The sequence below is a fragment of the Candidatus Kosakonia sp. 282A-S69 genome (assembly GCF_029433855.1).
GTDB classification, from domain to species: Bacteria; Pseudomonadota; Gammaproteobacteria; order Enterobacterales; family Enterobacteriaceae; genus Kosakonia; species Kosakonia cowanii_A.
Genome location: NZ_JAROAU010000003.1, coordinates 1344974 through 1363723 on the forward strand (window position 1 = coordinate 1344974; position 18750 = coordinate 1363723).

Sequence of the window (18750 nt, forward strand, 5' to 3'; positions counted from 1 at the left end):
CGCCATCCTGACAGGAATACAGTATGAATAAAGCAGAAAAGGTCGTCTGGACCGAAGGTATGTTTCTGCGTCCTCACCATTTTCAACGCGCGGAAAGCTATCTCCAGCACCATATTCGCGAGTGGGGAACCCTGCAGCGCCCCTATCTGTGGGGCTACCTTGATATCGAACTGGATGATGCGATGCTTCGCCAGGGATGCATTGCCGTCAGTTATGCCAGCGGCTTGCTGCCAGACGGCACCTTCTTCTCTTTCAACGATGCGCGCCAGGCACCAACCCCTCTGGTGATCCCGGACAATCTCACTAACGAACGCGTGGTGCTGGCGCTGCCAGCCCGACGTGGCGGCCGTGATGAAGTGATTTTCAGCGAAGAGAAAGATTCGCTGGCGCGCTACATCACCTGGGAGAGCGAAGTCGATGACGACAACGCGATGTCCGTTGGGCCAGCCGCGGTGCAGTTTGGCCGTCTGCGCCTGAAACTGATGCTGGAGAAGGATCTCAGCGCGGAGTGGACGGCAATTGGCGTGGCGCATGTGCTGGAAAAGCGCAACGACAACCAGGTGCGTATCGACAACCGCTACATTCCGCCGATGTTAAACGCGGTCAATAACCCTTCTCTCTACGCCGTTATGAACGATCTGCAGAGCCTGCTGATGCAGCGCAGCCAGCAGATTGGCCAGCGCCTGCGCCAGCCGGGGCGTTTCAACACTTCCGAAATGGTGGAGTTCTCGCTGCTGGCGCTTATCAACCACCATGTCGGGCAGATGTCGCACCTGAAATCGCTGCCGATGATCCACCCGGAAGAGCTATGGCGCAGCTGGCTGGCGTTTGCCACCGAGCTCACCACCTGGACCGCGGCGCGCTCGCCGGAAGAGACGCTACCGATTTATGACCATGACGATCTTGCTGGCTGCTTCAGCAAACTGCAGCTGATGCTGCGCCAGGGTCTGTCACTGGTAATGGAAGAGCATGCCATCCAGCTGCCGCTTACCGAACGCACCCACGGCCTGAATATCGCCACGCTGCCAACCACCACGATGGCGCGTGAGTTTGGTTTTGTGCTGGCAGTGAAAGCCAGCGTGCCGGGCGAACTTCTGCAAACCCACTTCCCGGCGCAGATGAAAGTCGCGCCGGTAACCAAAATTCGCGATTTGGTGCAGCTTCAGCTGCCCGGCATGAAGCTACGCAGCATGCCCGTTGCACCGCCGCAAATTCCATGGCACGCCGGTTATAACTATTTTGAACTGGAAAAGGGCGGCGAGCTCTGGAACGAAATGGAAAAATCGGGCGCTTTCGCACTGCATCTCGCGGGCGAATTCCCCGGTCTTGATATGGAATTTTGGGCCATCCGTAGCCCGACGGAATAACACAGCGAGCGCACACTATGCAGCAACAACACGCCTCCGGCAGCGATGCCGTCCTGGCAGGAGCAAGTGGTAACAATCCGTTGGTAGCGGCCGCAAATCCGCTGCTCAACGCGATACCGCAGATCCGCTATTCGGTCTCTCATGACGACCAAAGCGGGCTACGTCAGCACCTGATTGATGAAATTCGCCGTTTTGAAGTGCGCTGCCAGCAATCTGGCCTGGCGTACGAAGTCATCGTGGGCGCACGCTACTGTCTTTGCACCGCGTTGGATGAAGCCGCCGCGCTGACGCCGTGGGGCAGCCGCGGCGTGTGGTCCGGTAGCGGCCTGCTGGTGACGTTTCATAACGAAACCTGGGGCGGCGAGAAGTTCTTCCAGCTGCTGGCGCGTCTGTCGCAAAACCCGCGCGAGCATATTGCGCTGCTTGAGTTAATCAACTTCTGCCTGCTGCTTGGTTTTGAAGGGCGCTATCGGGTAATGGACAACGGTCGTACGCAGCTTGAAACCATCAAGCAGCGTTTGTGGCAGATGATCCGCGGCGTACGGGGCAACTACCCACCGCCGCTCTCGTCGCACCCGGAAGATCAGCCGGTGATGCGCAAGTTGTGGCGTCCGGTGATCCCATTGTGGGCCTGCGCCGGGCTTGCCGGTTTCCTCGCCTGCCTCTTCTATATCGTGCTCAACTGGCGGCTGGGCGACAACACCAACCCGGTGTTGGCGAAGATCTACCAGACACAGCTACCGGAAGTCTCAGTTCAACAGCCGGTGCAGCATGTGCAGCCAGTGCTTAACCTGCGTGAGTTCCTGCGTCCTGAAATCAAGGCCGGGCTGGTGGCAGTGCGTGATGAGGCCGATCGCAGCGTCGTGACCCTGAAAGGCGACGGGCTGTTTGCCTCTGCCTCGACGGTCGCCCGCGAAAGTTACGAGCCGGTCATCGACCGCGTCGCGCAGGCAATGAACAACGTCAGCGGTAAAATCCTGGTGGTCGGTTTCAGTGATAACGTGCCGATCCGTAGCGCACGTTTCGCCTCCAACTATGAGCTCTCGCTGGAGCGCGCGCGCTCTGTGCAGTCTCTGCTGCAAAAACACCTTTCGCAGCCGGAGCGTGTGAAAGCCGAAGGGCGAGGGGAGATGGATCCCATCGCGCCGAACAACTCGGCCGAAAACCGCGCGCGTAACCGCCGTGTCGAAATCACCTTGCTTGTGTCGCCGGAAAATACGGCCGCCGAGCTGAACGGACTGCCGCAAGGAAACTAATGGATGAACATGTTGCTTTCATTGCTGACTAACCGCATTTTGTGGGGGTTCCTTGGCGTTACCGGGCTGGCGGCGGTTATCTGGATGATCGGGCCGCTGCTGTCGGTAGTCGACTCCCGTCCTCTGGAGTCCGAGCAAAACCGCATGATCGCCATTGCGGTGATGTACCTGATTTGGGTTCACAGCCACATTGTTCCGCGTCTCTATAACGCGTGGCTTAATCGCAAGCTGATGGACAACCTCAAAAGTGAAGAGGCGAAAGATCCCGCTGAGCGTCAACGTCTGACCAGCGACGATCAGGTGCTGAACGACCGTTTCGAAGAGGCGGCGCAGGTACTGAAAAAAGCGCACTTCAATCAGCCGGGCCAGCGTGGTCTCTGGACGCAGCGCTTCAGTACTCAGTACCTCTATCAACTGCCGTGGTATGTCATTATCGGCGCGCCAGGCTCCGGTAAAACCACCGCGCTGGTCAACTCCGGCCTGCAGTTCCCTCTTGCCGACCGCTTTGGTAAAACAGCGCTGCGCGGCATCGGCGGAACGCGCAACTGCGACTGGTGGTTTACTAATGAAGCGGTTCTGCTCGATACCGCCGGGCGCTACACCACGCAGGAGAGCGAACAGGTTCAGGATGCCAGCGAGTGGAATAAATTCCTTGGTCTGCTGCAGAAATATCGTCGCCGTCAGCCAATTAACGGTGTGATTATCACCATCAGCATCGCCGATCTGCTTACTCAGTCTGCCGAGGCTTCGCGGGAGCAGGCGCTCAACCTGCGCAAGCGTCTGACCGAACTGCACGAGCAGCTGGGCATCCGTTTCCCGGTCTATGTGCTGGTAACGAAAGCTGACCTGCTTAAAGGCTTCCGCGCCTACTTCTCCGGTTTTGATAAAGCGCAGCGCGATCAGATCTGGGGCTTCACCTTCCCGTGGGAAAAAGCGAAGCTCGCCGATTTCGATCTGCAGGGCAGTTTTATTCAGGAGTTTGCCCTGTTGCAGCAGCGTCTTGATGCCGGGCTGCCGGACACGATGCTGCGTGAGAGCGATCCGCAGGCGCGCGCTGAGTGCTTCCTCTTCCCGCAAGAGTTTGCCGCGCTGCGTCCGCTGCTCTCAGACTATCTGGAGACGATTTTTGCCCGTTCCAACTTTGAAACCGAGTTCTCGCCGCGCGGTATCTATTTCGCCAGCGGTACGCAGGAAGGTCTGCCCTTCGATCGGGTGATGGGCGAGCTTAACCGTGCGCTCTCCCTGCCGCAGGGCAAGTCGGGCGACAACTGGGATTCCGTCAGCAAAGATGAGCCGGTGCCGGGCGGTAAAGGGCAGAGCTTCTTTATTAAACACCTGCTGCAGAATGTCATCTTTCAGGAGGCGGGGATCGCCGGGCAGAACCGCTGGTGGGAGCTGCGCAGCAGGGCGGTGATCTGGTCTGGTTATGCCGCACTGCTGGCGCTGCTGGTTATCCTCAGCGCGCTCTGGTTCACCAGCTACGGCAATAACAAAGATTACCTTGATGAAGTCCAGGCGAAAGTGCCGGCGCTGGATCAGGAGATCAAAGCGCTGCGTAATCGTCAGCAGGGCGATCTGTTTGCCTTACTGCCGCTGCTGAATGGTCTTGCCGAACTGCCGCAGAGTGAAGAGTTCGACATCAATCACCCGCCAATCACCCGCCGTATGGGGCTCTATCGTGGTAACGATGTGTCAGATGCCTCGCAGGCCCTGTACCGAAAAGCACTTGAGCAGATGCTGCTGCCGGAAGTGGCAATGCGCGTCACAACCTGGCTGCGTAACGATAACGGCAGCGATGTGGAGTACAGCTATGAAGCGCTGAAAGCGTATCAGATGCTCTACCAGCCGAAACATTACGATGGCAAATTCCTGCACTCGTGGGTGATGCTCAACCTGGAGCGCAATCTGCCGCAAAATGTGACCAAAGCGCAGATCCGCCAGCTGGAGTGGCACCTGACGCAGCTGCTGGAGCCGCAGATTCAGGCTTCACCTTACGCAAAAGATGAGGCGCTTATCAGCCGCGAGCAGGCAATGATTAACCAGCAGCCGCTCTCAACCCGGGTCTATGGACGCCTTAAACGCCTGCTGGAGCGTGATGAAAACCTGAAGCCGGTGTCGCTGGCAACGCTGGGTGGTCCGCAGAGTGAGCTGGTCTTCTCGCGTAAGAGCGGCAAGCCGGTGAATGATGGCATCCCGGGGCTCTATACGCCGAACGGCTACTGGAACAGTTTCAATGCGCAGATTGCGCCAGTGACCGCTTCGCTGCATGAAGATGACGCCTGGGTACTGGGCTCGACCACGCAGCCGGAGGATAAACAGCAGACGGATAACGCGGTACGCCAGCTCTATGCGCGCGACTTCATTACCCTCTGGGACAGCTTCTTAAGCGATATTCAGCTGAACAACAGCGCCGATCTCAATCAGCGTATTAACACTGCGCGCGTCCTTTCCAGCAATAACTCACCGCTGCGCCGTCTGGTGGTTAACCTCAGCCAGCAGCTTACACTGGTGCGCGATGAGCCCGCTGCGGGCGAGAAAGAGAAAACGCCTGAAAGCAGCAATCGCGGTACGCAGATGCTCGAATCGCTGTTCAGCAATCACGAAAACAGCGCCGCGGGCAACGCGGCCGCTAACCAGACGCCTGAACAGCGCGTGACCGAGCACTTTGCGCCGATCATTGAGCTGGCGCAGCCGCTGGAGAAGGGCGGGAAAACCATCGTCTTTGATGATTTTCTCAAGCAGATTGATGAACTCTATCGCTACCTGACAGCGGTGCAGGATGCGGCGAACAGCGGTATGCCAGCGCCGGGCGGGGAGGCGATCAGCCGCCTGCAGGCCAGTGCAGGGCGCTTGCCGGGCGGCCTGCAAACCATGTTCAGCAACATGGCTGTGGGTGCCAGCAGCGATACGCAACGCCGTGATATGGAAAATGTGCGTAAGCGTATTAGCGTCGAGCTAGGCAGCTTCTGCCGACAGGCTATTGCCGGGCGTTACCCGCTGGTGCGCTCCGCCAGCGCAGAGGTGACGCCGGACGATCTGGCGCGCATGTTTGCCCCGGGCACCGGCTTGATGGATGTCTTCTTTCGCGACAACCTGACAAATAAAGTCGATACCACGCAGGCTACATGGCGCTTTATGCCGGGCATCGATGGCAAAACGCTGCCGGGAAGCGAAGGGGTGCTGGTACCGTTCCAGCAGGCGCAGTCGATTCGCGATGCCTTCTTCGCCAATGGCAGTGCAACACCCTCTTTTCGTACCACGGTGCGTACAGTGCGGATGGATAACACTATCCTCAATATGACGCTGGATGTGGACGGGCAGATCCTGCGCTACAGCCACGGTCCGCAGGCGGTACAAATTGTTAGCTGGCCGGGCACAGGCGGCACCAATCAGGTGCGCATGCAGTTGGGTCTGGCCAATGGTACAACGGCAACACTGGTGACCAACGGCGCCTGGGCGCTGAACCGCTTTTTCGATAAAGCGCGCGTAAGCCCTGGCAGCAGCAGCCTCAGCCGCCAGGCGACATTCACGGTTGACGGGCATCAGGTCACGCTGGAGTTTGCGCCGAACAGCATCCGCAATCCGTTCCAGCTTCCCCGATTCGCATGTCCTTGAACTGCAAAGGAACGCCTAATGACTACGACTTCTGCAATTAGCTGGTATGGAAAATTGCCCAGTGCGGGTGATTTTCTCCAGCGCCGCTTTCCCGACGCTCTGCAGCGTCAATGGTCCCACTGGTTTCAGGTGGGATTGATGAACTGGCAAAAAGAGGAGCAGCGCGGCAGTGAACGGCAGTTCAGCAATGCGCCAATCTGGAACTTCGTTGTACCGCCGATGCTGGGCGGACAGCAGGTGCAGATGGGATGTCTGCTTCCCGGGCGTGACAGCGTTGGCCGCCAGTATCCGCTCTGTGCGCTGATGGCGATCAACCCGCTGGAGTGGTCGCCGCGTCACCTGGCACAAGCGGGTGACTGGTATCAGCAACTGGGCCGCACCATGCTGCACGCCGTGCGCAACGGCTATTCGCCGGAGCAGCTGGATCAGGCGCTGCTTGCTATCCCGCCGGTGCAGCTGGCGGAGCCGGAAGCGCGCTCGGAGATTCTCGATGTGATTGGTTATGAGGGCGATGGCGAATCATCGATCGGCTGGCAGCAGGCCGCCGAGTGCTTTGATCCGCAGCGTCAGATTAGTTTCTGGTGGACCAACCGTAGCGATGGTTATCCGCTCTACACGCATGTGCACAGCGGCAACTTTACCGGCCAACTCTTTACGCTACTGTTTGAACCGGCAGGCGGCGCAAGACCGGGGCGCCACGGTCTTTACCCACCGATGTTTGATGAATAAGCAGGTTGCGGATGACTATTGAAACGTTACTGGCTCCGGTTTCTGCGGAGCAGCCGTGCGGCGAAAACCTTGAGTACGACGCCGATTTTCAGGCGATGGAGCAGGCAAGCCTGGGGAAAGCCGAGCAGCAGTTTGGCAGCACCATTATTCCAGCTGAACCCGCTGACTGGACGCGCGTTGAAAAACTGGCCACCGGCTTGTTGTCACGCACTAAAGATATCCGTGTGATGATGGCGTTGACCCACGCCTGGACCCACCGCCGCGGCCTTGAAGGGTATGCGGATGGTTTGCTGTTGCTGGGGCAGGCGCTCTCCCTTTACTGGGATCAGCTCTGGCCATCCCTGACCGACGGCGGCGAGTTTGATCCTTTCTTTCGCATCAATGCGCTGGCCGGGTTAAGCGATAAATCGTCGCTTACTACCACGCTGCGCCAGTCCGTATTACTGCGCAGCAACGGCGATGAGATTATCGTGCGTGATGCGCAGTCGCTGCTCGATGGCAGCAAAACTGAGTGTGCAGGCTATCCCGGTGGACGGGTGCGTCTGATTGATGAGTTGACGCGCGGCGGTCAGCCTGGCATTGAGGCTATCGGGCAAATCGAAGGGCGTCTGCAAACCATCCGTACATGGCTGCTGGAACAACTGGGCGAAAGCGGGGTGCCGGAAATGGAACAGTTACTCAAGACCGTGGGTATGATTGCGGGTGTCAGCCGCGCTTCCCGCTCTGAAGAGCCTGTCGAGACGACATCAGAGCCACAACCTACGCAGAGCACTGCGCAACCCGCAGCTGCCGTTCCGTTAGCTGCGATGACCGACTGGCGTACCGCGCAGGTCGCCACGCGTGCGGATGCGCAGTTAATGCTGGAGAAGGTAAAACAGTATTTTGCCCAGCATGAGCCGAGCCACCCCGCACCGCTGATGATCGACCGCGTGCAGCGATTAATCGAGCTCGATTTTATGGAGATCATTCGCGATCTGGCGCCGGACGGCGTCAATCAGCTACAAAATATTTTTGGGCGTCAGGAGTGACGCAAACCGCGTTATGACGGCAGGCATGTTGCCTGCCATCAAACCTTCACCGCGTATATTCGATGGAGAACATCATGGCAATGAGTAACAGTGGTCAGAAATTTATCGCCCGCAACCGTGCGCCGCGCGTACAGATCGAGTACGACGTGGAAGTTTACGGCGCGGAGCGCAAAATCCAGCTTCCGTTTGTGATGGGCGTAATGGCGGATCTGGTAGGGAAACCGGTGGAGAACTTACCTTCTATTGAAGAGCGTAAATTCCTTGAAATCGACGTCGACAACTTCGATGAGCGCATGAAAGCGCTGAAACCGCGCGTTGCGTTTAACGTAGACAACACCCTGACCGGTGATGGTCGTCTGAACGTGGATTTAACCTTCGAAAGCATGGATGACTTCCTGCCGGATGCCGTTGCCCGCAAAGTGGAACCGTTGAACAAGCTGCTGGAAGCGCGTACCCAGCTCTCTAACCTGCTGACCTATATGGACGGTAAAAACGGTGCTGAAGAGCTGATTGCAAAAGTGCTGCAGGATCCGACCCTGCTGAAATCACTCAGCCAGATGCCGAACAGTGACGAGAGCGCGCAAGGTAATAAAGAGGAATAATTGATGAGCAATCCTTCTCAACAACAAGAACTGCAGCAGGGTGCCCAGTCCTTTAGCCAGGACGAGTTCAGCTCTCTGCTCAATAAAGAGTTTCGTCCAAAAACCGATCAGGCGCGCTCCGCGGTTGAAAGCGCGGTGAAAACCCTGGCGCAGCAGGCGCTGGAGAACACCGTGACTTTCTCCTCCGACACTTACCGCACCATTCAGAACCTGATTGCCGGTATCGACGAGAAGCTGTCACAGCAGATCAACCAGATTATTCACCACGAAGATTTCCAGAAGCTCGAGAGCGCCTGGCGCGGCCTGAGCCACCTGGTGAATAACACGGAAACCGATGAGATGCTGAAGATCCGCTTTATGAGCATCTCCAAGCAGGAGCTGGGACGTAACCTGAAGCGCTATAAAGGCGTTGGCTGGGATCAGAGCCCGCTGTTCAAAAAAATCTACGAAGAAGAGTATGGCCAGTTCGGTGGTGAACCGTTTGGCTGCCTCGTTGGCGACTACTACTTCGACCACAGCCCGCAGGATGTCGAGCTGCTGGGTGAAATGGCGCGCATCGGTGCGGCCTCACACTGCCCGTTCATCACCGGCACCGCGCCAAGCGTAATGCAGATGGAGTCCTGGCAGGAACTGGCTAACCCGCGCGATTTGACGAAGATTTTCCAGAACACCGAGTACGCTGCATGGCGCTCGCTGCGTGAGTCTGAAGATGCGCGTTATCTGGGCCTGGTTATGCCGCGCTTCCTGGCTCGTCTGCCGTACGGTATCCGTACCAACCCGGTTGACAGCTTCGATTTTGAAGAAGAGACCGATGGCGCTAACCACAACAACTACACCTGGTCGAACGCTGCTTATGCCATGGCGACCAACATCAACCGCTCCTTTAAAGAGTATGGCTGGTGCACCTCCATCCGCGGCGTTGAGTCTGGCGGTGCGGTAGAAAACCTGCCTTGCCACACCTTCCCGAGCGATGACGGCGGCGTGGACATGAAGTGCCCGACCGAGATCGCCATCAGCGATCGTCGTGAAGCGGAACTGGCGAAAAACGGCTTTATGCCGCTGATCCATCGCAAAAACTCCGACTTTGCTGCCTTCATCGGCGCTCAGTCGCTGCAGAAACCGATGGAGTATCACGACGCTGATGCCACCGCTAACGCGCGTCTGGCTTCCCGTCTGCCGTACCTCTTCGCCTGCTGCCGCTTTGCGCACTATCTGAAGTGCATCGTACGTGACAAAATCGGCTCCTTCCGCGAGCGTGATGAGATGGAGCGCTGGCTGAACGACTGGGTGATGAACTATGTCGACGGTGACCCGGCGAACTCCTCGCAGGAGACCAAAGCGCGTAAACCGCTGGCTGCTGCAGAAGTGCAGGTGCAGGAGATCGAAGACAATCCAGGCTACTACGCGGCGAAGTTCTTCCTGCGTCCGCACTACCAGCTGGAAGGTCTGACCGTTTCTCTGCGTCTGGTTTCAAAACTGCCGTCGCTGAAAACTAAAGAGGCGTAAGGCTGTAAGACCGTAAGCGCGATGCGCTTACGGTCAACTAACACTTTTCGAAACAGAGGGATTTGTGATGAAAATAAGAGCAGTACTTATTATTAGTTTAATAGCATTGCCAGTGATGGTTTTAGCGGCCACTAAATCTTATGAATATCCCCGGGCTGAATCTTTACCGGAGGATGATACTTCCGTATTTCCGCGCGATCCTACACTGTTAACAGGCCATGATGTTAAACTCACCGCCGAGCGTTTTTTCAATGCCTGGAACAATAAAAAAAACGAACGTGAGCGCATTAAAGCTGATATGTATTTTTTAGGCGTACTGGATGCAACTGAAGGTAAAAGGTGGTGTGACTACAAAAAAATACTTCCCAGCTCCGCGCATGAATATATTTATTCAAGTTTATCAAAAATGAAATCAGAGGAAAGAGAACAACCTGCAGCTGAGTATATTGTTAGATCGATGGCCGATATTCTTCCTTGTGCTGAAAGGAGTAAAAAATGAGGCCGTTATATGAACAGTTGAAAAAGCAACATTACTCTTCAAATGATGTGCGAACAGGTTTTGTTGACTCTGATGACCTGTTTTCAGAGATAGGCTATGATTTTCAGGCATTGCTGCGGCAAGGCCGCCAGTACGAAAACACTTGCGCAGTAAGAATGAGCCTGGCACTGTTAAAATGTAACATTGAGTTTTCAGGGCGTTTTACAATCAGAAAAGGCCCATTAAAAGGTAAAAAATTTGAAATGGGAGCCAAACTCCTGGCCGACCAACTCAATAAACCCCATATTTTTGGTAGTGCGGAAATTTACACTGACAAAGCAGAAGGTGGTCGGGCCCTTTTAAAACGTCGTGGTGTCGTTTTTTTCAATAGAATTGATGGTTATGGCGGTGGACACATTGATATGCTTGAGCCCCTAACAAGTAATTCGTTTATTTGCAATTCAAACTGTTTTCCGCATTGCAAGGAAATCTGGTTCTGGGAATTAAACTAATTACGGTAATCAAACCATCACTTTAAAAGATTAAATTTCTCTGTGTGAGAGAATAGGATTTCTGGAAAAACAACCGTTTTTTCGGAATGTAAAGAGGCAGAGGTAAAATATGGACGGTTTTATTCAGCCCCATGCTTACCCATTTGCCATATAAGCGCTTTTTCGAAAGCAATATTTATCATTAACGAAGAGTAAATATTATGGCTATTGATATGTTTCTGAAGGTCGATGGAGTTACGGGTGAGTCTAAAGACTCTAACCACACCGGCTGGACTGATATCACATCTTTCTCCTGGGGTGCTTCACAGCCAGGGAACATGAGCGTTGGCGGTGGCGGCGGTGCCGGTAAAGTCAATTTCAACGACCTGCATGTAAATGCACTCATTGACAAATCTACTACCGCTATCCTGAAGCACTGCTCCAGCGGCAAGCATCTGACCAAAGTTGAACTATCTGTCTGCAAAGCAGGTGGTCAGCAGGTTGAATATGCGCGCATCACTCTGGAAGACGTGCTGGTGACCTCCGTTCAGTACACCGGTGCTGACAACGGCGACACCGTAGGTGTGACCTATGCGTTCCAGGCTGCGAAAGTGAAACAGCAGTACTGGGAGCAGTCCTCTTCCGGCGGTAAAGGTGCTGAAACCAGCGCTGGCTGGAACATCAAAGAAAACAAAGAAGCGTAATTGCTTCGGTGAGCCCGCAAGGGCTCACCCTGTTTTCTGTCTGCCAACACCACAAATTCCTCTTTAGTTTTGACTCCCTCTTATCAAATAGCCTGCTTCCTGCGACAGAGCTATTGCTACTCAAACGCAGCAGCTTTGCTGAAAGCTGTGTCGTTTGAATGCGTATAAATATTAAAGAATATTTTGAGGATGAACGAATGAGTGTTCTGCGCAAGGGTGATCGTGGTACGAATGTTAAAGAGTTACAACAACTGCTGAGTAAGGCAGGGTTCAACGTCGGTGATGATGGTATTTTCGGCTTCAAAACGGAAACGGCCGTCAAACAGTTCCAGGCAAAACAGAATCTCCATGTGGACGGTATTGTCGGGCGTCGTACGCTCGCTGCATTGGGCAAACCCGTGACAACCCGCGCACCGCAGCCGCCCATCTCCGGCAGCGCAGGGCGTCAGGCGGTTGGCGCAATGGATATTTCCGCCAGCGGTATGAGCTTCATTTTTCATCGCGAAGCCTGGGCGAACAAAAGCTGTTATCTGCACTGGCCAGGCGGCGCGAGCGGCGTTACGCTTGGGCCGGGCTACGATATGAAAGGGCGCTCTGAGCAGTCCATCAAAGCGAAAATGATTGAAATCGGTCTTGATAGCGTCACGGCGGAGAAGATCAGCAAAGCCTCCGGTCTGCATGATGACAAAGCGAGCCAGTTTGTGAAAGACAATGCCACACTGGTGCGCCTTACGGACGAGCAGGAGACAAACTTACTGCGCGCAACGGTTCCTCCGTACGTCAGCAAGGTTAGAAATGGTATTTTTGTGCAGCTCAAACAGTATGAGTTTGATGCGCTGGTCTCCTTCGCTTATAACCCGGGAGGACGCCTGGACAACGTATTCAGCTTTATCAACCGCGGCCAGATCTCTGACGCGATGACAGAAATTAAGCGCGCCAATACCAGTAAGCATAAAGTGATGAAAGGCTTGATCAATCGTCGTAACTTTGAAGTAAACCTTTATTTAAACGGCGACTATGGGAAAAACTGACCGATGAAGACGCATAAAATCGTGATGCTGGCGGCGGCAATCTCCGCAGCGACCTTGTTACCTTCACTTGCGCGGGCAGATAATTCACTCGTCAACGGCGAATGGCAGGTTAAGCAAGCTTTTATCAATACCGAATCGGAACGCACACTGAACTACCAGTTCAATGACGATCGCCTTGTAGGGCGCTTTTTAAGCGTCACCGATCACGGCATCTCAACGTCGCTGCCGGGGGGAACAAACTGCCAGACACCAACGCTAAAAGAGAGCGGCTCCACGCTCAACGCCTGGATTGCGGCAACGCAATCTATTCCGGAGAAAGACGCAGCCAAAACCTATGAGCTGGGCTTAGACGGCAAAGCGAAGGTGCAGGTGGAAAACATTACCTGTGCATCGGGAAATTTTTCTAACGGTGATCCGGGCGCCGATGCCACGCTTGCAGTCGTTAACAAAAGCGTACTGCTCAACTGGACTGATGGCACCATCCTGTTACTCGCGCCTGTAGATAAAAACAGCAAACCGAAAGCATCGTTTGATTGTGCTAAAGCGGCTTCTGCTCCTGAAAAAGCGATCTGCAGCGATCGCGAACTGGCATCGCTGGACAACAGCGTCGCGCGTTCGTACCGCTCTTTCCGCGAGGAAGCGGTGAAAGTCGGTAATAAAGATCTCGACAAACAGCTGCAATCACAGCAGAAAGCGTGGTTAAACCAGCGCAACAGCTGTAATGCGGACACGCAGTGCCTGAAAAAATCGATGACCGATCGTCTTGAAACCCTGGCACACAGCCTCGATGGCGTCTGAGCCGTTTCACACTAACGGGGAGGGCGTACCGCCTTCCCCGCATTGGGCTGAGTAAACGCTTTCAGGGCCCGTATTCAAACGCAGCCGCTTTACCTAAAACGGCGCCGTTTGAGTGCACATAACTCCAGCAGGAATACGCGATGCGATTCACTATTATCACCAATAAACCCGGTCATCAGCCGCCGCAAAGCCGCTGCGACTTTTATCCTCCGGGCGGCACCATTGGCCGCGGCACCGACAATAATCTGGTGCTGCCGGATAACGACCGCTCTATTTCCCGTCTGCAGGCCATTGTTCATATCTCCGGCACGGGTGAATGCCGTGTCACCAACCGCGGCAACGTTACGCGCGTTGTGCTGAACGACATTCCGCTGGAGCGCGGCCGTCAGGTGGAGCTGCAGGATGGGGATATTCTCGGTATCGATGAATACCGCATCGAAGTGAGCGATCTCATTCAGGACACCCAGCCGGTAAGCCGCATGGCCGAGGAGATGTATCCGAAGCCGACGCCTGCTCCGGCGGCGAAGCCTGCACCTGCACCCACTGCTGCGCCAAAAAACGCCGCAGAGAGTGCGCCAGCCTCGGTGCCGACGGAGATTTGGGACAGCCTGATGCAGGAGTTCTCTATCTCTGACAGCATCTCCAGCAGCCGCGCCAGGCCCGCCGAGCCGCAAAACTTCAACCCCTTTGCCGAACCGAAAGAGCCGGAGCGCAACCCGGAAGATCCGCTCTCATTGTTAAATAACCATGAGCCGCTGGTGGCACCGAAATCGCTTGATTCGGACAATCTGTTCAACGACGAGCAGCTGTTCAAAAACGACAGCATCTTTAACGACGCCACGCCATCGACCCTGGTCCCGCCGGTTGAACCGGTACAGGCGCCTAAAGAGAGTGCGCCTGAGAGTGACGAACTCGATCCGCTGGCGCTGTTTGGCGGCAGTGGTAGTGCCCCGCAGGCGCGTAGCGACGATCCGCTTGGGCTGCTGAGCGGTGCCGTCCCGCTGGCCCATGCTGATGAGATTGCCCCGGCGAAAGCGCAGGAGCCGGCGCAGCCAATCATTACCGACTTGCAGGCCAGCGAGCCGCCGGCAGAGCAGCAACCGATTATTACCGACCTGCACGCAGAAGATTTGCGCGGCACACCGCTCTTCGCCGAAGAAGAACCGATGCCGTTGCAGGAAGGCGTGCAGGAGCAGCAGGAGCCGCAGGATTATGCTGGTATTACGCTGCCGACGCCGCAGGCAGTTCAGCGCAGCGCGGCGCAGACGCCGAAAGGGCGCTTGCGTATCGATCCGGTGCAGAGCCCCGGCGCGAAAGCCGCCCCTGCCAGCACCTCCGGCGACAGCGGCGATGTGCTGCAAGGCGAGCTGCTTGAAGCGCTGCTGGAGGGGATGGGGCTTGGCGACATGCAGCCCGTTCCGCAGTTTGATAAAGAGAACATGCGCCAGTTTGGCCAGATGTTGAGTATGTTTTCGCAGGGCACCGTCGCGCTGCTCTCTTCGCGTTCGATCTTAAAGCGCGGCGTGAAAGCGGATATGACAATGGTGCTGGACGATGCAAACAACCCGTTCAAACTGCTGCCGTCGGGTAAAACCGTTCTGATGCAGATGTTCGGCAACCGCATGCCGGGCTTTATGCCGCCGAAAAAATCGGTGCGCGATGCGCTGATCGATCTGCAGGCGCACCAGTTGGGGATGATCTCCGGTATCCGTGCCATTATCGCGGCGATGCTGCAATCCTTTAATCCTGAGCAGCTGGAAGAGGACGCGAAACGTGATGGTGCGACTTCACGTCTTGGCGTACTCTCCAACCGCAAGGCCGCAATGTGGGACTACTTTGTGCGCACCTATGCGCAAACCGCCGGTGAGATTGACGATGACTTCCATACCCTGTTCGGTGAAGCGTTCCTCCACGCTTACGACATGGAGGTTAACCAGTACAAAGACTCACAAAGCGGATCGGAAGAATGAATATCAGCACCGCCTCAATATCACGACAAGGCGAGCGTGCCAGTAATCAGGATCAGACCGGAGAAACCATCGGCGAGCGCGCCGCCTGTTTTGTCGTCTGCGATGGCATCGCCGGTTTGCCCGGCGGTGACAAGGCGGCCGAGCTGGCGCGTAATGCCATCATCACCGAGTTTGACGGCGATGAGCACCTCAATGCCCAGTACATTCGCAACTACATCAACGGCGCGAATCGTGCAATTCGAAAAGAGCAGCAAGCGGTACAGGATTACAACCGCATGGGTACCACCATGGTCAGCCTGTTTATCGATCGCGATTATGAGCTGGCCTACTGGGCCCATGCCGGAGACAGCCGCCTCTATCTTTTTCGCCGCGGCTGGCTCTACCATGTCACCACCGATCACAGCCTGGTCCAGCAGATGAAAGATGCCGGACATCAGGTCGAAGGTATTAACGGTAACCTGCTCTATTTCGCGCTTGGCCTCGGCGAAGATGAGCGTGAGCCGAGCTACAGCGATGTGGTGCCGATTGAAGATGGTGACGCCTTCTTACTGTGTACAGATGGTTTCTGGCACGGCGTTACCGAAGAGCAGATGCAACAGTCGCTGCATATGGTTAATACGCCAGACGAGTGGCTGACATTAATGAATCAGATCCTGCTAAAGAACGGTGCCGGGTCACAAACCCAGCAGGATAACTACAGCGCCGTGGCGGTGTGGATGGGTACGCCTCAGGAGACCACGCTTTTGCATACGATCTCTGAAGCCGCTCAGTTTTTCCCTCTTCGTGATTGATACAGCTTACAAGGACTTTTATGAAACTTTGGCTACCGGGTTTGGCCCTGCTTGCGGCATGTGGCAGCGCGCAGGCAGAAAACTACCGCATCGTGCAATCGCCTTCGCAAAAACTGGATGTCTGGATCGACAATGTTGAGGATAACACCCCCAAAAGCTGGTGCGGCAAGACGCTGCCGCTGCGCATTGTCACCGGCGGCGAGAAAAAGCCTTCCGTTCTGAACAACTTCTTACCCCGCCTTGGTGCGCTGCTGGAAAACCAGTGCGGTGCCCTGACGCAGGTGCACTGGAAACTGACCGACGCGCAGGGCGCGATGCTGGCCGAAGGGACCGCAGATAAAGCCAAAGAGTGGCAGCCGATTGTCACCTCAAACGGCGCAGCGCCAGCGCAAACCTCCACGCTGCAACAGCCGGTTGGTCGCCCTGAAGATCTCTCCCCGCCCGCCAACCGCGCTCCGTGGCAGGAGTTCACCCTGCAGGATGGTTGCCATCTGCGCACCTTCTGGCAGGGCGACGCCAGCGCGGCGGCACTCTTCATCCCTGCTAAAGAGGATGGCAAGTGCGAGAAGGGCGGCTGGCTGAACGGTCGCAGCGATGTTACGCAGGTCAGCAATGGCGCTGAAAAGAAAATTACCATGACCTTCGTCCACGGCTTCCCGGTGAGCGGCCTGAGCGACAAAGTGGACGCCGACCGTCTGCTGATCACCACCGTGAATAATGAACGTATGGTGGTGAGCGAAGGCAGCCTGGCGCAAAGCTGGATGATCCTGCCTTACGTCAACAGCCTCAACGGCTGGCAGGCTAACGGCACCGTCGCCGTAGAGATTTCGCGCGAAGTCGCCAGCGATGCCACGCGCTTAAAAGCGCGGCTGGATGAAGTGCGCAAAGTCTGGACACCGTGGTTCGAGCCAGGCACCCGCCTCAATATTCTGCTGATTGATTCCCTGCATCCGCAGTTGCGCGATCCCGCCGTCGGGACTTACAAAACCGTCAACTAAGGAACCGCTATGAATACCTTATTTCAACAACTGGCGGGTGAATCACTGCAGGATAGCCTCGCGCAGCTCGAAAGCCGTATCCGCAGCCAGCCGGGCGATGCTGACTTACGCGCCGCGTTCGCGCAGCTGCTCTGTCTCGATGGCAACTGGACACGTGCCCAGGCGCAGTTAAAAAGCTGGCAGGGGCTCAAGCCGCAGGCACAGCCGACCGTGACCCTCCTTGAGCAGGCGATCGAAGGCGAGCGTCAGCGTGCCGATGTAATGGCCGGTCGCGCACGTCCGGTTGCGCCAATCGAGCAGTATCCGTGGCTGGCAGAGATGATTAGCGCGCTGGATCCGCAGGGCAGTGATGTCGACGCGCTGCGTGACGCGGCGCTGGAGAAGGCCGACGCTAACCCCGGCCAGCTCGCGATGCAGGATGGGCAGACGGTGGCATTCGACTGGCTAATGGATGGTGATGGCCGCTTCGGGCCGGTATGCGAAGCGATTGTGAATGGCCGCTACTTCTGGCTGCCGTTTAGCGCCATTTCGGCGATGCAGTTTCAGGCACCTGCCAGTGTCACTGACCTGGTGTGGCGTCACACGCTGGTGCGCCTGCGCGATGGCAGCGAACAGGTGTGCCAGATCCCGGCGCGCTATCCGCTCGATGCCAGTTCGGAAGATCGCTTCAAGCTCTGTCGCGTCACCGAATGGCAGCCTCTGGCGGGCGAGTCGGCGCACTACCTCGGGCACGGGCAAAAGGTGTGGCTCAATGATGGTGCCGAATATTCACTACTCGATCTCGCTACGGTGACCTTCGCTGCGGATGCGACGAATGAGTAACTCTGCACAACACGATGAGGGCGATCTGCTGCGCAGCGGCTGGCGCTCGCGTCGCGGCAAAGATACCGTTGGCGCACGCGACAAAATGCAGCCCTCGCTGCTTGATCGTCTGACGGACGACGCGCCGGACAAAAAGCAGGAGCCTGCGAATAACAATCTGATTACCCACTCGGCCCTGCGCCGCAATGTTTTGCGCGATCTGCAGTGGCTGTTTAATACCATCAATAACGAAGCGCAGCAGGATCTCTCCGGCTTCGATGAGGTGCGCCGCTCGGTGGTCAACTTCGGTGTCTCGCCGCTGGCGGGCAAGCGGATGTCCGATATCGAATGGAATGATATTCAGCGCAAGCTCACCGATGCGATCCTGCACTTTGAGCCGCGCATCCTGCCGCAGGGCCTGCAGGTGCGCTGCATCTCCGATACCAAATCGCTGGATCTGCACAATATCCTGTCGATTGAGATCAAAGGTCGTCTGTGGTGTGTGCCCTATCCGCTGGAGTTCCTTTTTCGTACCGATGTGGATCTTGAAAACGGGCATTTCGAGTTGAAAGACGCGGGGTAATT

General features: G+C 56.2%; 17 protein-coding genes. All 17 read left to right on the top strand.

All coding sequences use genetic code 11. From position 1 onward, the window contains the following. The first annotated feature begins 23 nt into the window (after positions 1 to 23). On the top strand, positions 24 to 1367 hold the full coding sequence (tssK, locus tag PU683_RS12075; protein WP_277171752.1) for a type VI secretion system baseplate subunit TssK: 1344 nt from the start codon (positions 24 to 26) through the stop codon (positions 1365 to 1367). Positions 1368 to 1384: 17 nt separating this feature from the next. Further along, positions 1385 to 2623, top strand: a complete 1239-nt coding sequence (locus PU683_RS12080) for a DotU family type VI secretion system protein (protein ID WP_277171754.1) — start codon at positions 1385 to 1387, stop codon at positions 2621 to 2623. Between the two features lie 3 nt (positions 2624 to 2626). Beyond that, entirely contained in the window at positions 2627 to 6238 is a 3612-nt protein-coding gene (tssM, locus tag PU683_RS12085; RefSeq protein ID WP_277171756.1) for a type VI secretion system membrane subunit TssM, read from the top strand. A gap of 18 nt (positions 6239 to 6256) precedes the next feature. Beyond that, complete coding sequence (gene tagF / locus PU683_RS12090; RefSeq protein ID WP_124968090.1) at positions 6257 to 6967, top strand: type VI secretion system-associated protein TagF; 711 nt, start codon at positions 6257 to 6259, stop codon at positions 6965 to 6967. A gap of 11 nt (positions 6968 to 6978) precedes the next feature. After that, complete coding sequence (gene tssA, locus PU683_RS12095) at positions 6979 to 7995, top strand: type VI secretion system protein TssA (RefSeq protein ID WP_277171760.1); 1017 nt, start codon at positions 6979 to 6981, stop codon at positions 7993 to 7995. A gap of 74 nt (positions 7996 to 8069) precedes the next feature. Further along, the gene (gene tssB, locus PU683_RS12100) at positions 8070 to 8597 is read left to right on the top strand and encodes a type VI secretion system contractile sheath small subunit (protein WP_277171762.1); all 528 of its coding nucleotides are present in this window, start codon (positions 8070 to 8072) and stop codon (positions 8595 to 8597) included. Between the two features lie 3 nt (positions 8598 to 8600). After that, positions 8601 to 10103 carry a type VI secretion system contractile sheath large subunit gene (tssC, locus tag PU683_RS12105; RefSeq protein WP_023480123.1) on the top strand — a complete coding sequence of 501 codons (1503 nt, stop codon included), beginning with the start codon at positions 8601 to 8603 and terminating at the stop codon, positions 10101 to 10103. A gap of 67 nt (positions 10104 to 10170) precedes the next feature. After that, positions 10171 to 10602: a Rap1a/Tai family immunity protein gene (locus PU683_RS12110; protein WP_277171765.1), complete on the top strand. Its 432-nt coding sequence runs from the start codon at positions 10171 to 10173 to the stop codon at positions 10600 to 10602. Further along, on the top strand, positions 10599 to 11093 hold the full coding sequence (locus PU683_RS12115) for a T6SS effector amidase Tae4 family protein (RefSeq protein WP_277171767.1): 495 nt from the start codon (positions 10599 to 10601) through the stop codon (positions 11091 to 11093). The genes PU683_RS12110 and PU683_RS12115 overlap by 4 nt, the downstream gene beginning before the upstream one ends. Before the next feature lie 200 nt (positions 11094 to 11293). Next, positions 11294 to 11776 (top strand): Hcp family type VI secretion system effector, encoded by a 483-nt coding sequence (locus tag PU683_RS12120; protein WP_023480099.1) that lies wholly within the window; start codon positions 11294 to 11296, stop codon positions 11774 to 11776. Positions 11777 to 11973: 197 nt separating this feature from the next. After that, a complete protein-coding gene (locus PU683_RS12125; RefSeq protein WP_277171769.1) occupies positions 11974 to 12807 on the top strand; it encodes a peptidoglycan-binding protein in 834 nt (277 codons plus the stop codon). Between the two features lie 3 nt (positions 12808 to 12810). Further along, positions 12811 to 13605, top strand: coding sequence for a lysozyme inhibitor LprI family protein (locus PU683_RS12130; protein ID WP_277171771.1), 795 nt, complete (start codon positions 12811 to 12813; stop codon positions 13603 to 13605). Positions 13606 to 13745: 140 nt separating this feature from the next. Continuing rightward, positions 13746 to 15575: a type VI secretion system-associated FHA domain protein TagH gene (tagH, locus tag PU683_RS12135; protein ID WP_277171773.1), complete on the top strand. Its 1830-nt coding sequence runs from the start codon at positions 13746 to 13748 to the stop codon at positions 15573 to 15575. Next, complete coding sequence (locus PU683_RS12140) at positions 15572 to 16366, top strand: PP2C family protein-serine/threonine phosphatase (RefSeq protein ID WP_277171775.1); 795 nt, start codon at positions 15572 to 15574, stop codon at positions 16364 to 16366. The genes tagH and PU683_RS12140 overlap by 4 nt, the downstream gene beginning before the upstream one ends. Before the next feature lie 20 nt (positions 16367 to 16386). Beyond that, positions 16387 to 17364 carry a hypothetical protein gene (locus PU683_RS12145; protein ID WP_277171777.1) on the top strand — a complete coding sequence of 326 codons (978 nt, stop codon included), beginning with the start codon at positions 16387 to 16389 and terminating at the stop codon, positions 17362 to 17364. A 9-nt stretch (positions 17365 to 17373) separates the two neighbouring features. Then, positions 17374 to 18186 carry a type VI secretion system accessory protein TagJ gene (locus PU683_RS12150; RefSeq protein WP_277171779.1) on the top strand — a complete coding sequence of 271 codons (813 nt, stop codon included), beginning with the start codon at positions 17374 to 17376 and terminating at the stop codon, positions 18184 to 18186. Then, positions 18179 to 18748, top strand: a complete 570-nt coding sequence (gene tssE / locus PU683_RS12155) for a type VI secretion system baseplate subunit TssE (protein ID WP_277171781.1) — start codon at positions 18179 to 18181, stop codon at positions 18746 to 18748. The genes PU683_RS12150 and tssE overlap by 8 nt, the downstream gene beginning before the upstream one ends. The last annotated feature ends 2 nt before the right edge of the window (positions 18749 to 18750 follow it).

Coding starts and splice junctions, on each gene's coding strand:
- PU683_RS12115 (WP_277171767.1), top strand. CDS start 10,599: ATGAGGCCGTTATATGAACAGTTGAAAAAGCAACATTACTCTTCAAAT.
- tssK (WP_277171752.1), top strand. CDS start 24: ATGAATAAAGCAGAAAAGGTCGTCTGGACCGAAGGTATGTTTCTGCGT.
- tssE (WP_277171781.1), top strand. CDS start 18,179: ATGAGTAACTCTGCACAACACGATGAGGGCGATCTGCTGCGCAGCGGC.
- PU683_RS12140 (WP_277171775.1), top strand. CDS start 15,572: ATGAATATCAGCACCGCCTCAATATCACGACAAGGCGAGCGTGCCAGT.
- PU683_RS12125 (WP_277171769.1), top strand. CDS start 11,974: ATGAGTGTTCTGCGCAAGGGTGATCGTGGTACGAATGTTAAAGAGTTA.
- PU683_RS12130 (WP_277171771.1), top strand. CDS start 12,811: ATGAAGACGCATAAAATCGTGATGCTGGCGGCGGCAATCTCCGCAGCG.
- PU683_RS12080 (WP_277171754.1), top strand. CDS start 1,385: ATGCAGCAACAACACGCCTCCGGCAGCGATGCCGTCCTGGCAGGAGCA.
- tssA (WP_277171760.1), top strand. CDS start 6,979: ATGACTATTGAAACGTTACTGGCTCCGGTTTCTGCGGAGCAGCCGTGC.
- tagF (WP_124968090.1), top strand. CDS start 6,257: ATGACTACGACTTCTGCAATTAGCTGGTATGGAAAATTGCCCAGTGCG.
- PU683_RS12120 (WP_023480099.1), top strand. CDS start 11,294: ATGGCTATTGATATGTTTCTGAAGGTCGATGGAGTTACGGGTGAGTCT.
- tagH (WP_277171773.1), top strand. CDS start 13,746: ATGCGATTCACTATTATCACCAATAAACCCGGTCATCAGCCGCCGCAA.
- PU683_RS12150 (WP_277171779.1), top strand. CDS start 17,374: ATGAATACCTTATTTCAACAACTGGCGGGTGAATCACTGCAGGATAGC.
- PU683_RS12145 (WP_277171777.1), top strand. CDS start 16,387: ATGAAACTTTGGCTACCGGGTTTGGCCCTGCTTGCGGCATGTGGCAGC.
- tssB (WP_277171762.1), top strand. CDS start 8,070: ATGGCAATGAGTAACAGTGGTCAGAAATTTATCGCCCGCAACCGTGCG.
- tssC (WP_023480123.1), top strand. CDS start 8,601: ATGAGCAATCCTTCTCAACAACAAGAACTGCAGCAGGGTGCCCAGTCC.
- PU683_RS12110 (WP_277171765.1), top strand. CDS start 10,171: ATGAAAATAAGAGCAGTACTTATTATTAGTTTAATAGCATTGCCAGTG.
- tssM (WP_277171756.1), top strand. CDS start 2,627: ATGAACATGTTGCTTTCATTGCTGACTAACCGCATTTTGTGGGGGTTC.